This is a genomic window from Sphingobacterium litopenaei, assembly GCF_014692495.1.
In the GTDB taxonomy this organism is placed as follows: Bacteria; Bacteroidota; Bacteroidia; order Sphingobacteriales; family Sphingobacteriaceae; genus Sphingobacterium; species Sphingobacterium litopenaei.
Window position 1 is genome coordinate 1 of sequence record NZ_JACOIJ010000026.1, and the last position, 16,361, is coordinate 16,361.

The following is a 16,361-nucleotide window of genomic DNA, read 5'->3' on the forward strand; positions in this document are numbered from 1 at the left end:
TACTATATCTTACCGATATAATAGTCCCAAAGACTGTTAATGTTTAATGAACCGCCGTATGCCGAACGGCACGTACGGTGGTGTGAGGGGTCAGGTAATCAAATAATGATTACCTTCCTACTCTATCGGAATATTTGGCTGAATTTGTTATATTTGGGATTGTTAGTTGTCATCTTGACAGTATAAAAGATGAATTTAGAGTTTGGAATTCATTTTGATATTGAATAGAAAAGAGTTAAAAAGAATAGAAATTAAATAAAGAATAACGATATGACGATTTGGTTTTTGCTTATAGGAATTGGTATCATTAGTATGATTGTCCAATCAAGATTCAAGAATAAATTTAAGAAGTATTCGGAAATGCCTTTGACTTCTGGTTTATCAGGAGCCGAAGTTGCACAAAAAATGCTTCACGATAATAATATATATGATGTGAAAATTATTTCTGTAGAAGGACAATTAACGGATCATTATAATCCAGCAGATCGCACGGTGAATTTAAGTCCAGAAGTATATCACGGACGTAGTGTGGCAGCTGCTGCGGTAGCTTCTCACGAATGTGGACACGCTGTGCAACACGCTACAGCCTATTCCTGGTTGCAATTCCGTTCGGCAATGGTGCCAATTGTGAATGTTGCTTCGCGTATCGTTCAGTTCACGTTGATGATTGGTGTGATGTTGGCTATTTTCTCTAAGGTGTTAATATTACTTCAAATAGGTGTTGCTGCCTTAGCCGTAACTACAGTATTTAGTTTTATTACGTTGCCTGTAGAGTTTGATGCTTCCAGAAGAGCTTTAGCTTGGTTGAATACTGCAAATATTACACATTCTACAGTAGAGCACGATGGTGCACAAGATGCATTGAAATGGGCTGCGATGACTTATGTAGTAGCTGCATTATCTGCATTAGTAACATTATTATACTATGCACAAATGTTATTAGGTAGAAGAGATTAGTAAATCGAAATATACTTTTATACAGGGGGTAAATTATTTATCCCCTTTTTTGTGGAATTGCGATTTGAATGGGCGTCCTTTCACTTCAATTTTGTAACTTTGTAGCTTAGCATAAGAATTTCAAAAGATTAACTATGTTTTCAAATCTTCAGGATAAATTAGATAGAGCCTTTAAAGTATTAAAGGGACAAGGAAATATTACAGAAATCAACGTTGCGGAGACGATGAAAGAAATTCGCAAGGCCTTATTGGATGCCGATGTGAATTATAAAACAGCCAAAAGCTTTACCGATGAAGTAAAACAAAAAGCTTTAGGCGAAAATGTATTGACAAGTATTTCACCAGGTCAGTTGTTGACAAAAATCATGAATGATGAGTTGACAGCATTGATGGGTGGTACGGTTACTGATTTAGATTTATCAAAAAATCCTACTGTTATCTTAATCGCTGGTTTAAACGGTGCGGGTAAAACTACTTTCACGGGTAAATTAGCTAACTTCTTAAAAGACAAAAAAGGTAAAAAACCTTTATTGGTTGCAGGTGACGTTTACCGTCCTGCGGCGATTGATCAATTGGAAGTATTAGGTGGTCAAGTAGGTGTTCCTGTATATACAGACCGTAATTCTACAGATCCTATTGCTATTGCAAAAGCTGGGGTAGAAGAAGGTAAAAGAAATGGCAATAATGTAATCATCATCGATACAGCAGGTCGTCTAGCAATTGATGAAGCGTTGATGAATGAGATTACAGCTGTTAAAGAAGCTACTCAACCTCACGAAATTCTTTTCGTAGTGGATTCAATGACTGGTCAGGATGCGGTGAATACGGCTAAAGCATTCAACGATCGTTTGGACTTCACCGGTGTGGTATTGACGAAATTGGATGGTGATACACGTGGTGGTGCGGCTTTATCTATCAAATCTGTCGTAAATAAACCAATCAAGTTTATTGGTACAGGTGAGAAAATGGAAGCATTGGATGTGTTCTATCCAGATCGTATGGCATCTCGTATTTTGGGTATGGGTGATGTCGTTTCCTTAGTAGAGCGTGCTCAACAACAATTTGACGAGAAACAAGCAGCTGAACTTCAAAAGAAAATTCGTAAAAATAAATTTGACTTCAACGACTTCCGTTCTCAAATCCAACAAATCAAAAAAATGGGTAACATGAAAGATTTGATTGGTATGATTCCCGGAGCTGGTAAAGCATTGAAAGATATTGAAATCGAAGACGATGCTTTCAAGCCTATCGAAGCTATTATCGATTCTATGACTCCATTTGAGCGTGAGAATCCTGATGCTATCGACCAACGTAGAAGAAATCGTATTGCAAAAGGTTCGGGTACGAATATCGATGAGGTGAATAAATTAATCAAACAATTCATGGATATGCGTAAGGTAATGAAGCAAATGTCAAATCCAGCGATGGCTGCGAAGATGATGCGTAATATGCCTAAAATGCCAGGCAAACCTTTTTAATAGAGAAATGTTAATCCAATAATATTCAGAACCAAGTCAATTTCTTGACTTGGTTTTGTTTTTATAAATGATTTTTGTTCCTTAATTTTAGAGCTAAGGAATTAATTGTTAATTTTGTAATATGGACGATCACCCCACACAGTTATCAGCATATGGATCTATTCTCTTAATAGGAGTAGTAGGAATCCTATTGGTGTGTGTGACGATGTTCATGGCTAAATTATTAGCACCTAATAAACCTAATCCCATTAAATTAAGTACTTACGAATGTGGCGAAGAAACCACAGGAAGTTCATGGGTACAGTTCAATCCTAGATTTTATGTCATTGCTTTAGTATTCCTTTTGTTTGATGTGGAATTAATTTTTGTATTTCCATGGGCTACAGTTTTCGGTCAATCCGAATTAATTGCTGCAGATAAACGTTGGGGATGGTTTACGATGATCGAGATGGCTATTTTCTTAGGTATATTGATTTTAGGACTGGTTTATGTATGGGTGCGTGGTGATTTGAATTGGGTCAAACCTAAACATACTATTCCTTCCGTGGATACAGGCGTACCGTTAAGTGCTTATGAAGCGTTGAATAGCAAACAATATGCTATCAAAGATCATAAAGCAGTAGAAGTGGTCGCTGAGCAAAAGGAAAAAGTAGTTCAACCTAAAGCATCTGTAGGATTCAAACCAAGATTTAAAAAACCAAACGCATGACAAATCTAGAGCAACAACTTAAATCAGATGGTGTCGTCGTCGCTAAGATAGATGACTTATTGAATTGGGCTCGTTTATCATCGATGTGGCCTATGAGTTTTGGTATAGCTTGTTGTGCTATTGAGATGATGGGCGCTATGGCATCGACTTACGATTTGGATCGTTTCGGTGTATTTCCTCGTCCTTCTCCTAGACAATCCGATGTGATGATTATTGCAGGTACGGTTACGTTCAAAATGGCAGATCGTATCAAAAGATTGTATGAACAAATGCCCGAACCACGTTATGTAATTTCAATGGGCTCTTGTTCGAACTGTGGCGGTCCATATTGGCAACATGGTTATCATGTAGTTAAAGGAGTGGACAAAATTATACCTGTGGATGTGTATGTACAAGGATGTCCTCCACGTCCTGAAGCCTTGATTGGCGCATTTTTAGAATTACAAAAGAAAATAGAAAGCGAGCAAATCTTTCAAGATAAGTATTTTGAAGAGACTGTTTAATAGTTAAAATATAATATGGCAAAAGATTTTTATGGTGAGTTGCAGTTAGGCATTCTTGGTGGCGGTCAATTAGGTCGCATGTTTATCCAAGAGGCTATCAATTACAACGTGAATGTACATGTGTTGGATCCGGATAAAAATGCTCCGTGTCGTAAACTATGTCAACATTTCGAATGTGGCTCATTGAGTGATTATGATACTGTTTACAATTTCGGTAAGGATTTGGACATGATCACTATTGAAATCGAGAAAGTAAATGTGGATGCGTTGGAAGCTTTGGAAGAAGTAGGTGTAATCGTATATCCGCAATCTCGTGTTATTCGTTTGATTCAAGATAAAGGATTGCAAAAGCAATTCTTTAAGCAAAATGATATTCCAACGTCTGCTTTTCAATTTATCTCCAATATTGATTCTTTGAAAACAGCAAATCTATCTATTCCTTACGTCCAAAAATTACGTAAAGATGGATACGATGGTAAAGGTGTAAAAATGATCCGCACAGAGGATGATTTAGCGAATGCTTTCGCAGAACCTTCAATCATCGAAGAGATCGTTGATTTCGAAAAAGAAATTGCGGTTATCGTAGCACGTAACGATAAAGGAGAAGTGAAAACTTTCCCAATGGTGGAAATGGAATTTAATCCAGAGGCTAATTTGGTAGAATTCTTGATTTCACCTTCAACTTATAGCTTCGAGATTCAACAACAAGCTGAAGAATTGGCTAAGAAAATTGCGAATGATTTACAGATTGTAGGTCTTTTGGCTGTGGAAATGTTCTTAACAAAAACAGGAGAAATCTTGGTTAATGAATTAGCACCGCGTCCGCATAATTCGGGTCACCAAACTATTGAAGGTAACTTCACTTCGCAATTTGCGCAACATATGCGTGCTATCTTTAATCTTCCTTTGGGAGATACATCTGCACGTTCAAATGCTGTAATGATCAATCTTTTGGGAGAAGAAGGTTATGAAGGTTTGGCAAAATACGAAGGAGTGGAAGAGGTGTTGGCAATGGATGGCGTATATGTACATTTATACGGTAAAAAATATACAAAACCATTCCGTAAAATGGGACACGTATGTATTGTAAATGCAGACAGAGAATTGGCAATCAGTAATGCGCGCAAAGTACAAGAAATATTAAAAGTTATTGCATAAAAATTTATGAGTTCACAATCCGTGCAAGTAGGCATTATAATGGGAAGTAAATCAGATCTTCCAGTAATGCAAGATGCTGTAGATGTTTTAAAAGAATTAGGTGTTAGTTTTGAAGTAACTATTGTTTCGGCGCACCGTACACCTCATCGTATGTTTGAGTATGCAGAGAAAGCTGCTGAACGTGGATTGAAAGTGATTATCGCTGGAGCAGGTGGTGCTGCGCACTTGCCAGGAATGGTAGCTTCGATAACACACTTACCAGTTATTGGTGTTCCTGTTAAATCGTCTAATTCTATCGATGGATGGGATTCTGTGTTGTCAATTCTACAAATGCCAAATGGTATTCCGGTAGCAACTGTAGCGTTGAATGCTGCTAAAAATGCAGGTATCTTAGCCGCACAAATCATCGGAACTAATGATGCACAAGTCGCTTCGAATCTTTTGACCTTTAAAAAAGGATTAAAAGAGAAAGTAGAAGAAACAGCGACGGAAGTAGAAAATATGAAATTTTAAATATCAAAAGGGACTCGAAAGTCCCTTTTTTATTTCGCTAAAAACTTCTGAACATAATCATAGCTTTTCTTTACGCTCTCAAATTTATTTGGCAAATAAATATCATCCTGCTCTACAAAAGCATGGACTAATCCTGACTTTTGAGCAGCCTGTATAATATTCACAAAATCTATTGTTCCACTTCCAACTTCTGTATATTTCACATCTTTGAAAATAGAATCCAACGGTGATTGGTCATATTCTTCGCCCACGACGGTTTTTGTGAACTGTTTGTCCATATCTTTTACATGCCACATTTCGAATCTTCCAGGATATTTTTCAAAGTAGGAGATAGGATTTAAACCTGCTTTTTCTATCCAGAACAAATCCATTTCGAAAGCTACTAAATCTTTTTCGGTAAAAGCTAACATAATATCCAAACCTCTCGTATTATTCGCGAATTGTCTGAATTCCCAGAAGTGATTGTGATAGCCAATCTTTAATCCCGCTTTTTTTGCGATTTTTCCAGCTTTATTCAATTGTTCGGCTGCATATTGGTAATCTTCTACTTTAAGATTATTTAGGTCATGCATCGGATTTACCGGTGCAATTACATATTGTTGTCCAAGTTCAGCAGCTATTTCCACATATTTTTCAACACTTTCTTTATCGTTGTTATTACGATCCAAATATTTTCCTAAATCATAATGACCGCTGAAAGTTGATAATCCATTATCCGATAGAATTTTCTTTAATTCTGGTACTTTCAATCCCCAGAATGAATTATTAGCGACATCTACACCAAAGGTTTCGATGTGAGTATAGCCTACCTTAGCAACAGTTTCTAAAGTAAGTTTGGGATCTTGTGATAATAGATCACGTAATGAATAAATCTGAAGACCTATATTGTGGATAGGACCCTTGCCTGTGACTGTTTTAGTGGATGAAGTACAAGCAGAAAGTAATGATGAACCGAGATAAGCACTTACAGCACCTATACCTGCTTGTTTTAAAAAATTTCTTCTCGAATTTTGCATGTTTATAGTTTGATTAGTATTAATCAAGAACAATTTTTCCTTCAAATCGTTTTGATTGCGTATATATATTAATGCCTAGAAATGACCATTTATATTCTCCCGATACATAATATTGGAAAAGGTTATTTTTTATGGGCGTTATATCTATTATTCGTTGGTTCCATTTTACACCCGCTGCTAAACCCGTAAAACTAGTTCCAATACTTAGTGGAACATTTTGTGCGTATGGAAATTCTTGATATTGAACATCAATGGATAATCGAGCAAATTCTTTATCGTCTATAATAATGTTTTTGAAATCGGGTATACCAGCTTTATCTGAAAAATGATTTAAGGTTATATCATTCGACTTCTTGGAGGTTTCGGAAGGTAAATAACTGGATAATAATGAGGAGGCTCCAAAAAAGAAGATTATTGCAGGAATTATTCCTATTCTTTTATTTATCAACGAAGTGCATTTAAAGAAGTAATAAATTAGTAGTATAAAACTTACCACATTTAATACACAGAATGATAAATAAAAGAATGAATGCATATCCTAGAAATCTTGGTCTTATAAATGTAATAATTTTAACTTTAAAACAAAGGGCTTCCATTTTTGAATGGAAGCCCTTTGTTTTTATAGAATAATACAACTTAGACCGTCATAATATCTTTTTCTTTTAATTCTGCTAATGTATCTACTTTAGCGATGTAAGTATCCGTCAATTTTTGAACTTCAGCTTCACCTACTTTTATTTCGTCTTCAGAAGCACCGTCGTTTTTCAATTTCTTGATAGACTCGTTTGCATCTTTACGGATGTTACGTACCGCTACACGACCTTTTTCAGCTTCTTCCTTCGCTTTTTTCACTAAATCACGTCTTCTTTCTTCTGTAAGAGGAGGTACTACTAAACGGATAACAACACCATCATTTTGAGGATTAAGACCAATGTTAGAATCAATGATAGCTTTTTCAATTGTTCCTAACATAGATTTTTCCCAAGGTTGGATCACGATAGTACGTGCATCTGTAGTATTTACATTGGCTACTTGAGAAAGTGGAGTAGAAGAACCATAATAATCCACATGGATACCATCCAACATACCTGGAGAAGCTTTACCCGCACGGATTTTTGTTAGTTCTGACTCGGTATGAGCAACTGCCTTAGTCATTTTCTCTTTGCAGTCGTCCAATTCAATAGAAATCAGTTCGTTCATATGTTTTAATATTTTATACTTAACTTACTACAGTACCGATATGCTCACCATTCGCTAATTTTTTCAAATTACCTGGCTTGTTCATATCAAATACAATGATTGGAAGGTTGTTTTCTTGACATAATGTGAATGCAGTCATATCCATTACATTCAAACCTTTTTGGTATACTTCGTTGAAAGAAATATGTTCAAATTTAGTTGCTGTAGGATCTTTCTCAGGATCAGCAGTGTAGATACCATCCACGCGAGTACCTTTTAGTACAGCATCTGCATTGATTTCGATAGCACGTAAGGAAGCGGCTGTATCTGTAGTGAAATATGGATTACCTGTACCTGCTCCGAAGATTACAATTCTTCCTTTTTCTAAATGTCTAACTGCACGGCGACGAATAAATGGTTCACAAATTTGTTCCATTTTGATCGCTGTTAACAATCTAGTTTTCAATCCTACTTTTTCCAAAGCATCTTGCAAAGCCATACTGTTGATTACGGTAGCTAACATGCCCATATAATCGGCTTGCACTCTATCCATACCCGCTTTTTCGGCACTCAGTCCACGGTAGATATTTCCACCTCCGATGACAATTGCAATTTCTAAACCTTGAGAATGAATTTCTTTGATATCGTTAGCGTATTGAGCGACGCGATTGATGTCGATACCGTAATTTTGCTCACCCATTAGGGCTTCGCCGCTAAGTTTTAGTAGGATACGTTTATATTTCATATAGTTTTTTTCTTTGGAAGATTTCCAAAAGACAAAGATATAACTTTTTTCCTGCTATCTAAGGCAATAGAAGCATTTGTTTTATTTTTTTGAATTCGTAATAGCTTGTTGATAATAATCTTCATAAAGTGGTAAAATTAGACTGATTTCAAATTTTTGTGCATGTTCGTAAGCCGCTTGTTTGAACTTTTCTAAACGATCACAATCTTCCAAAATATGAATAGCATTTTGCGCCATTTCCTCAATATTACCTACATCACTTAGAAATCCTGTTACACCTTGTACGTTTAGTTCAGGAAGACCACCAATATTTGATGAAATCACTGGTACGCGACATGCCATCGCTTCCAATGCCGCCAAACCAAAACTTTCGGAAGAAGATGGCATTAAAAATAGATCGGAAACCGATAAAATTTCTTCCACGGCATCTTGCTTACCCAAGAAACGAACGGATTGAGAAATACCTAATTGACGAGATAATTCCTCCGCATTGCTACGTTCAGGGCCATCACCAACCATTAATAATTTACTAGGGATAGTTTTGGAAACTTCATGAAAGATGCGAACTACATCTTGTGTGTTTTTTACTTTACGGAAGTTCGAAGTATGCACCATAATACGTTCATTCCCTGGAGCTATAGCTTTTTTGAAATGTTCACGATTTTTGTTCACAAAACGCGTTAGATCGATGAAGTTTGGTATAACTTGAATATCTCTTGTAATATCAAAAGATTCCAGAGTTTGGCTTTTCAGATTTTCAGAAACTGTAGTTACTCCATCGGATTCATTGATAGAGAAAGTCACTACAGGTTTGAAGGTTTTGTCTTTTCCGACTAAGGTAATATCTGTACCGTGTAATGTAGTCACTACAGGAATATTGATACCGTAGGTCTTTAAAATTTGTTTTGCTAAATAAGCAGCAGAGGCATGTGGAATAGCATAATGTACATGTAGTACATCCAATTTCTCAAAACGAACCACATCTACCAATTTGCTTGCTAAAGCAGATTCGTAAGGTGGGAAGTCAAATAAAGGATATTGGGAAATCGAAACTTCATGATAGTATAAGTTTTCTAAGAAGAAATCTAAACGAGCTGGCTTGTTGTACGTGATAAAATGTACTTCGTGTCCTTTAGAAGCTAAACCTTTTCCCAATTCTGTGGCTACCACGCCAGATCCACCGAATGTTGGATAACAAACAATACCAATTTTCATGAAGAATTATTTATAATTTTATAACAAGCAAAGGTAAGCAAGGTTTTACATTCGATTTGCAATAAATACGTAATCTTTATGTTATGATTGTCTCTGTAGCAGAATTAAAAAAGGAAATAAAATACAAAACATCACGTTCTTCTGGTGCGGGTGGACAAAATGTGAATAAAGTAGAAACCAAAGCTTCTTTGTTGTGGGATTTTGAAAATTCCTCTTTGTTAAGTGATCAGCAAAAAGTGCTTATCCGTACGAAACTTTCTAACCGTATTCAGGGCGATGGAATGCTGCAAATTGATGCTTCGGAAAGTAGAAGTCAGTTAGCAAATAAGGTGATCGCCTTTGACAAACTTTCGGCACTCTTGGAAAGTACTTTTAAAGTTGTGAAAAAACGTATTTCTACCAAAATCCCTCGCTCAAAAATTTTGGCTCGATTAGATCGCAAAGCAAAACATGCAGAAAAGAAATCTAATCGCAGATGGAAATTTGATTAAGTTGTTTTAAGGTTAATAAAAATTATTTTAACTAAAATAATTCTGTTTTTAATTTATTAATCTATATTTACTATTGATTTAGTAGATTAAATAATTTTTACATTAACTAGTTTTAAATAACGCGTGAGTACAAAAGAAAATCAAACTGCCTTAGGCGATGTTGCAGCGAGACATCTAGCCATTGCTACCCGGACAGCTCCTCAATTAGAAAGTATTACGCCGAGATGGATTACCCTATTATAACAATGGCTGCCTGTTGAATCTGGTGTATTTCGCTTAAATCGTGTTGTAGGTGAAGAAGGAATCCAAGTGGATTGTTCACGTCGTGATGAAAGTGTATTGCCGCATACTTTCGTTGATTACGATGAGAATCCGAGAGAATATAATTTGAGTGCGGTTAATACGTTGATCGACATTCACACACGCGTATCGGATTTGTATAGTAAGCCTTACAATCAGATTAGTGAACAATTACGTTTGGCAATTGAAAAAATCAAAGAACGCCAGGAAAGTGAATTAATCAATAATGCAGATTATGGATTGTTGAATAGTGTGGCAAAAAAGCAGGTTATCAAAATGCGATTGGGACCTCCAACTCCAGATGATTTGGATGAGTTATTAACCAAAGTATGGAAAAACCCAAGTTTCTTCTTGTTGCATCCACAGGCTATTGCTGCTTTTGGTAGAGAATGTACCCGTAAAGTTGTCCCACCTCCGACAGTATCTTTGTTTGGTTCACAATTCATTACTTGGAGAGGTATTCCATTGATTCCGTCGGATAAAGTGCCTATTGTGAAAGGAAAAACAAAAATCATTCTGGTAAGAACAGGAGAAAGTAAGCAAGGTGTTGTGGGATTATATCAACCAAATCTTCCGGGTGAGCAAACACCAGGGCTTTCGGTAAAGTTTACAGGCATTAATGACAAAGCCATTGCTTCGTATTTAATTTCTTTGTATTGTTCTTTAGTGGTGTTGGTAGATGATGCTTTAGCCGTTTTGGAAGATGTAGATGTGACAAATTATCACGAATACAAATACTAATTGCATCTAGCAGTTAGTTATGTGTGATAAAGTACATTTATTCATTTTAAAACTAATTACATGGCACAATATAATTCAATACCTTCTGATAAGGAATTGGCAGCAATTGCAAACCAACTGTTTGAGGGGTTGTACCATTTTAACAATTCTTCCAACAATGCTAATCATTCGGACTCAGGAGTTTATCAACGACAATCGCCAGCAGATTTTGAACATGTGAGCTCGCATTCGAAAGAATTTAATATTTCTGATCCTCAGACAAGTCTCAAAGATCCTTTATTAAGAGATGAAGGCAAGCATCCTTTAGCGCAAGCAGGGGATGGGAGTTCACCACATTTCAAGCAAGAAGTAAAGCCTACTTTTGATAATTATGTCAATAAAGGATCGAGTTATTCGGGATTGGAAGATATTTCAGATAGATTTTCGGATTCGTACGCTTATCAGTCTATTTTGGAATCACAAACCTCTAATTTAGATGATTTGATTCCAAAAGATATTTTTGCATTCAATAATCCTGTGTCTTACCAACCCGATTTATCAGCGGATATACCTTTTGCGAAGGAGACTTATTCAGCATTCAATGCTGCAATTAGCCCTTTAGGAAGTCCATATTCATTTGTATGAAATGATTTACTTCAAGATCACAGTTCCAATTTTGATGTGTATGCTATTCGCAAGGATTTTCCGATTCTTGGAGAATATGTGAATGGTCGTCCGTTAGTTTGGTTTGACAATGCAGCGACGACACAAAAGCCACAAGTAGTGATTGACCGTTTGGCTTATTTCTACCAACACGAAAATTCGAATATTCACCGTGCGGCACATGAGCTAGCGGCTCGGGCGACGGATGCTTATGAGGGGGCAAGGGAAACTATCAGGGCTTTTATCAATGCACAGTCAGCTAACGAAATCATCTTTACACGTGGAACAACTGAATCCATTAATCTTATAGCCAATAGTTGGGGTGCAGAAAATCTCAAAGAAGGTGATGAAATTATTATTTCAAATTTAGAGCATCACGCGAATATCGTACCTTGGCAATTGTTGAGCAAAAAGAATGGTTTCAAGATCAAAGTTATTCCAGTGAATGATGATGGTGAGTTACTTATTGATGAGTACAAAAAATTATTCACGGATAAGACGAAACTGGTTTCATTTACGCATGTGAGTAATGCCTTAGGAACCGTCACACCTGCTAAACAAATTATTGAAATAGCGCATTCAGTTGGTGCTAAAGTGTTGCTAGATGGTGCACAATCTATTTTGCATATCAAAGTAGATGTTCAAGATTTGAATCCAGATTTCTTTGTTTTCTCTGGGCACAAAATTTTTGGACCTACTGGAATAGGTGCGGTTTATGGAAAAGAAGAATTGCTTAATCAAAAACGCAACCTTACCAAGGTGGTGGAAATATGATTCAGGATGTTACTTTCGAAAAGACAATTTTTCACCCTGCACCCAATCGTTTTGAAGCAGGAACTGGTAATATTGCGGATGCCGTAGGTTTAGCCACAGCGTTGGATTACGTACAAAAAATCGGTATAGGACGAATCGCCAAATATGAACATGAACTTTTGGATTATGCTACGAGTCTATTTAAGCAAATTCCAAAAGTAAAACTTATCGGAACAGCGAAAGATAAAGCGAGCGTTATGTCATTTACAATTGCTGGTTTCAGCAATGAGGAAGTAGGAAAGGTATTGAATGATCATGGTATCGCTGTGCGTACGGGACACCATTGTGCACAACCAATTTTGCGCCGATTGGGTTATGAAAATTCTGTACGACCTTCTTTTGCTTTTTACAACACCTTTGCAGAGATTGATTTATTAGCTGATGTGGTTCGAAAATTAGCGTGTAGTAAGTTGTAGATTAAAACATTCTTTGTTACAAATAGGCTTAGGCTTTCATGCTCAATGTAGTATGGAAGCCTTTTTTTTATGAAAACTAAAAAAATAGTTGTAAAACTAAAAAATTAGTTTTAGATTAGTTTTAGTAATCGATTATAGGCAGACGTGCCAATCTAATTTTTATAAATAGAGTTATGGACGAAATCAAAGAACTTACAAAGGCGGAAGAGCAAATCATGCATGAATTGTGGGAGATGCGAGGAGGCTTCGTAAAAGAAGTTATCGAACGTCTACCTGAGCCAAAGCCTGCATATAATACTGTTTCTACGATAATTCGTATTCTTGAGACCAAGGGTTTTGTGAATCACGAGGCTTACGGTAAGAGTCATAAATATATACCAGCGATCAGCAAAGAAGACTACAAGAAAGTCGTAGCCGATAAATTGCTGAGTGGATACTTTGAAAATTCACCCAAACAGATGCTTTCTTTCTTTTTGGAAGAGAACAAATTGGATGTCAAAGATCTGGACGATATTTTGAACATTATCAACAAGCACAAATAAAATTATAAACTACTTATAAACTTACATTATGGTAATTTATCTGCTATTAGTCAATATAGCTGTCATCATAAGTTATAGCTTATACTATTTCAGCTTCCGAAAATTAACTTTTTTCCAGTGGAACAGAGTTTATTTGCTCAGCACAGCATTTTTCGCATTACTGATTCCGGTAGGATTATTTATTGACTTATCTACATTTTTTGAGGATGATATTATTATTCCTATGGTCAATGTACACGAATTTATTGATATACCAATTGTAGTCTATGCACAGCAAAATTCTTCCTTGTATTTGGTGGATATGCTAAAATGGATTTATATCGTTGGTTTGATTACAAGTTTTTCAATCATATTTTGGAGACTATGGTATGTGCGCAAAATGTTTCAAACTGACGCACCTTTTTTGGGTTTTTCATTTTTCAATAAAATGTTTTTAGGTAAAGAAGTCAAATCCTATAAAAGTATTGAACGACACGAAGAAATCCATATCGAGCAAGGACACAGCTATGATATACTATTTATGGAGTTGTTCAAGGCATTGAATTGGTTTAATCCTGTGGTGTACCACCTGAGCAAGGAAATCAAATTTCAGCATGAATGTATAGCGGATGAATTGAGTACGGAAGATAAAGTAGCTTATGCCGAGTTATTAGTGGCTCATGCGCTCCAAGTACCGCAAAATGTATTGGTGCATGAGTTTTCCAATCAATCGTTTTTAAAGAAAAGAATCATGATGTTATTTAAAAATAAATCATCAAAAAATAAACGCTTTTTGTATTTAGGGATAATTCCAGCTGTATTGGTTGTTGGAATATCAACAATAGTATTTAATACCTCCAGAGCTAAAAGTGTCGTAGCAAAGGTTGAATCAAAGATGGAAGATGTGAAGTTGCCTATTTCCAATCCAGCAGTTATCAATAAAGTAATGACTGCTAATTTGGAAGATGAGGTTAAAGTTTTTGGAGATACTGTAGCGGCACCCAAAGACCCTCAAGCATTTATAGAATGGTGTAAAAATAGACTTAAAGAGGAAAATTTATTAGAGAAGGAAGGTAATTCAATTTTCCACATGAATTTTACAGTTGAGTCAACTGGTAAATTAGCAGATTTAGTGGTGACCAATAAAAATAAGAAACCACTTCCTGAAGCTGAGAAAGTATTCGCAGATATTCCTAATTGGCAGCCTGCAGTAAAAAATGGTAAAGCTATATCCTCACAAGCTTATTTTTTGCTTGGTGTAAATGAGGAAGGAAAAGTTTTATTGTCATCTAATACAGATAGAGTAGTTTTATCGCAGGAAGAAAAAGAAGAGATTCGGAAAAAAGCCATTGAAGGTATAGAAGATGATGCAGTATTTCAACAAACCGAAATTAGTCCAGAGCCACCAGGAGGAATGGCAGCTTATCGTAAATGGATAGGAGATAATTATCAATATCCACAATCAGCTATTGATGCTGGAGTTAATGGTACAGTGCATGTTAGCTTTATTGTAGAAAAAGATGGTTCTCTAAGTGATATAAAATTTGTAAGAGATGTTGGTCATGGTACAGGAGAGGCAGCTATTGAATTGATAAAAACGTCAAAAAAATGGTCGCCTGGAATCCAAAACGGTAAAGTGGTAAGATTTGCTTATTTATTACCAATACGGTTGGATGTGACGAATATGGGAGAAGTTAAAGAGAGTTTTCAAGATACGATACATGATAAAAGTGGAGGTAAAATTGTTTTTCTAGCAAATACACGTTCTAATAAAAGTTCAAATTTCACCGCTGTAGAAATTATTCCTGAACCACCGGGTGGAATGACAGCATATCGCAAATGGATTGGAGATAATTATAAATATTCACAAGCTGCAATTGATGCCGAAGTAAAGGGGACAATTCAAGTTACTTTTGTTGTTGAAAAAGATGGCTCACTTAGTGATTTAAAAGTGGTAAGAGATTTAGGACATGGTACAGGAAATGCAGCGATTGCTGTTTTAAAAACTTCCAAGAGATGGTCTCCTGGTATTCAAAATGGTAAAACTGTACGTGTAGCTTATTCTTTACCTATTCGTTTGGATTTGACGAAAAGTTAATATGAAATTAACCACTTTGTTGCTCTCATTTTTTGCCTTAATTTCCTGTTCTTCCCACAAATTCGCAAAGGAAAGTGTATTTGTGGATGATGTGGATGAATACTTTAATCCAGCATTGAAGGTAAATGTGTGGACATATATGAATTTCTATCCTTATCAAGATGGTGGAGAGACAGGAGTGAAGTTGAATGAGTTTTATGCTCAAGATATAGATGTACTAAAGAAAATTGGTCTAAAGAGTAGGGGAGCAAAAGTTCTTTTTTCTGCAATTCCAAACTCATCACCTCAGTACCATCTTTTGGCAGTTTTACATCAAAAGAAGTTACCGAAAACTGAGGGTTTTGAAAAGAAGGAAGTCGGTAAAGATCAACATTATCTGCAAAAGGACTTTGAACTGGGGAGATTAGACATACGTCAGGTATTGATTCCTTTTGAAAAGGGCAAAAAAATGTTGAGTTTGGTGTATTACATTAGCAGTGAAGAGCATTTGAATTGTAAATTTTGCAAATTGGACTATCTAGCTAAGATTAATGCAATAAACCTACAAGATACACAGCAAAAGATTTATAGAAACAATTGGAAAATCGCAGAGAATATTTCGGAAAAAGCGATGGATTCAGAAATTTCCGTCCCCTCAATCATCCAGGATGTAAAAGGAAAAGTTTATTTAAAACTCTTCGCGGAATATGAAACAGAAACTGGAATCAACTATTTCCATATTCTAGATTCAAAACATAAGGAAGAAAAGATAAAACTCAAGCTACTACCAAACCGCTATTTCTTAGAATATCAAGATGAAAAGTTCAGAACAATTAATCGTGATACGATACATATCAAATCATAAAAGAATAAAGCTAGGTTAATCA

General features: G+C 36.0%; 19 protein-coding genes. 14 read left to right on the forward strand and 5 right to left on the reverse strand.

The window, feature by feature from the left end; genetic code table 11:
- Positions 1-270: 270 nt before the first annotated feature.
- The 6 genes from H8B04_RS12470 to purE all read left to right on the forward strand — a co-directional run bounded on the left by H8B04_RS12470 (position 271) and on the right by purE (position 5,318).
- On the forward strand, positions 271-957 hold the full coding sequence (locus H8B04_RS12470; RefSeq protein ID WP_165291571.1) for a zinc metallopeptidase: 687 nt from the start codon (positions 271-273) through the stop codon (positions 955-957).
- A gap of 134 nt (positions 958-1,091) precedes the next feature.
- Positions 1,092-2,435, forward strand: a complete 1,344-nt coding sequence (ffh, locus tag H8B04_RS12475) for a signal recognition particle protein (RefSeq protein WP_165291572.1) — start codon at positions 1,092-1,094, stop codon at positions 2,433-2,435.
- A gap of 121 nt (positions 2,436-2,556) precedes the next feature.
- A complete protein-coding gene (locus H8B04_RS12480; protein ID WP_190302572.1) occupies positions 2,557-3,144 on the forward strand; it encodes an NADH-quinone oxidoreductase subunit A in 588 nt (195 codons plus the stop codon).
- Positions 3,141-3,647, forward strand: coding sequence for an NADH-quinone oxidoreductase subunit B (locus tag H8B04_RS12485; protein WP_159634244.1), 507 nt, complete (start codon positions 3,141-3,143; stop codon positions 3,645-3,647). The genes H8B04_RS12480 and H8B04_RS12485 overlap by 4 nt, the downstream gene beginning before the upstream one ends.
- Positions 3,648-3,662: 15 nt before the next feature.
- On the forward strand, positions 3,663-4,805 hold the full coding sequence (locus tag H8B04_RS12490) for a 5-(carboxyamino)imidazole ribonucleotide synthase (RefSeq protein ID WP_190302573.1): 1,143 nt from the start codon (positions 3,663-3,665) through the stop codon (positions 4,803-4,805).
- Between the two features lie 6 nt (positions 4,806-4,811).
- On the forward strand, positions 4,812-5,318 hold the full coding sequence (gene purE, locus H8B04_RS12495; protein ID WP_165291575.1) for a 5-(carboxyamino)imidazole ribonucleotide mutase: 507 nt from the start codon (positions 4,812-4,814) through the stop codon (positions 5,316-5,318).
- A gap of 29 nt (positions 5,319-5,347) precedes the next feature.
- Here the strand turns inward: purE and H8B04_RS12500 are convergent, their stop codons facing one another.
- From H8B04_RS12500 to bshA, 5 genes are all read right to left on the reverse strand, one after another.
- Entirely contained in the window at positions 5,348-6,334 is a 987-nt protein-coding gene (locus tag H8B04_RS12500) for a sugar phosphate isomerase/epimerase family protein (protein ID WP_190302574.1), read from the reverse strand.
- A 19-nt stretch (positions 6,335-6,353) separates the two neighbouring features.
- Positions 6,354-6,782, reverse strand: coding sequence for a hypothetical protein (locus H8B04_RS12505; protein ID WP_223815413.1), 429 nt, complete (start codon positions 6,780-6,782; stop codon positions 6,354-6,356).
- A 188-nt stretch (positions 6,783-6,970) separates the two neighbouring features.
- A complete protein-coding gene (gene frr, locus H8B04_RS12510; RefSeq protein ID WP_165291578.1) occupies positions 6,971-7,534 on the reverse strand; it encodes a ribosome recycling factor in 564 nt (187 codons plus the stop codon).
- A 19-nt stretch (positions 7,535-7,553) separates the two neighbouring features.
- Positions 7,554-8,258 (reverse strand): UMP kinase, encoded by a 705-nt coding sequence (gene pyrH / locus H8B04_RS12515; protein ID WP_165291579.1) that lies wholly within the window; start codon positions 8,256-8,258, stop codon positions 7,554-7,556.
- A gap of 81 nt (positions 8,259-8,339) precedes the next feature.
- Positions 8,340-9,473, reverse strand: a complete 1,134-nt coding sequence (gene bshA, locus H8B04_RS12520; RefSeq protein WP_190302576.1) for an N-acetyl-alpha-D-glucosaminyl L-malate synthase BshA — start codon at positions 9,471-9,473, stop codon at positions 8,340-8,342.
- An 83-nt stretch (positions 9,474-9,556) separates the two neighbouring features.
- Between bshA and arfB the strand changes: the two genes are divergently transcribed.
- From arfB to H8B04_RS12555, 8 genes are all read left to right on the forward strand, one after another.
- The gene (arfB, locus tag H8B04_RS12525; RefSeq protein WP_190302577.1) at positions 9,557-9,964 is read left to right on the forward strand and encodes an alternative ribosome rescue aminoacyl-tRNA hydrolase ArfB; all 408 of its coding nucleotides are present in this window, start codon (positions 9,557-9,559) and stop codon (positions 9,962-9,964) included.
- A gap of 249 nt (positions 9,965-10,213) precedes the next feature.
- Entirely contained in the window at positions 10,214-11,005 is a 792-nt protein-coding gene (locus H8B04_RS12530; protein ID WP_223815416.1) for a family 2A encapsulin nanocompartment shell protein, read from the forward strand.
- A 60-nt stretch (positions 11,006-11,065) separates the two neighbouring features.
- Positions 11,066-11,629: a hypothetical protein gene (locus H8B04_RS12535; RefSeq protein WP_190302578.1), complete on the forward strand. Its 564-nt coding sequence runs from the start codon at positions 11,066-11,068 to the stop codon at positions 11,627-11,629.
- Positions 11,630-11,665: 36 nt separating this feature from the next.
- On the forward strand, positions 11,666-12,421 hold the full coding sequence (locus H8B04_RS17345) for an aminotransferase class V-fold PLP-dependent enzyme (protein ID WP_317170662.1): 756 nt from the start codon (positions 11,666-11,668) through the stop codon (positions 12,419-12,421).
- Positions 12,418-12,876 (forward strand): aminotransferase class V-fold PLP-dependent enzyme, encoded by a 459-nt coding sequence (locus H8B04_RS17350; RefSeq protein WP_317170663.1) that lies wholly within the window; start codon positions 12,418-12,420, stop codon positions 12,874-12,876. The genes H8B04_RS17345 and H8B04_RS17350 overlap by 4 nt, the downstream gene beginning before the upstream one ends.
- A 173-nt stretch (positions 12,877-13,049) precedes the next feature.
- Positions 13,050-13,418, forward strand: a complete 369-nt coding sequence (locus tag H8B04_RS12545) for a BlaI/MecI/CopY family transcriptional regulator (RefSeq protein WP_190302579.1) — start codon at positions 13,050-13,052, stop codon at positions 13,416-13,418.
- 28 nt (positions 13,419-13,446) lie between these two features.
- Entirely contained in the window at positions 13,447-15,495 is a 2,049-nt protein-coding gene (locus H8B04_RS12550) for a M56 family metallopeptidase (RefSeq protein WP_223815414.1), read from the forward strand.
- Position 15,496: 1 nt separating this feature from the next.
- Complete coding sequence (locus tag H8B04_RS12555) at positions 15,497-16,339, forward strand: hypothetical protein (protein WP_190302581.1); 843 nt, start codon at positions 15,497-15,499, stop codon at positions 16,337-16,339.
- The last annotated feature ends 22 nt before the right edge of the window (positions 16,340-16,361 follow it).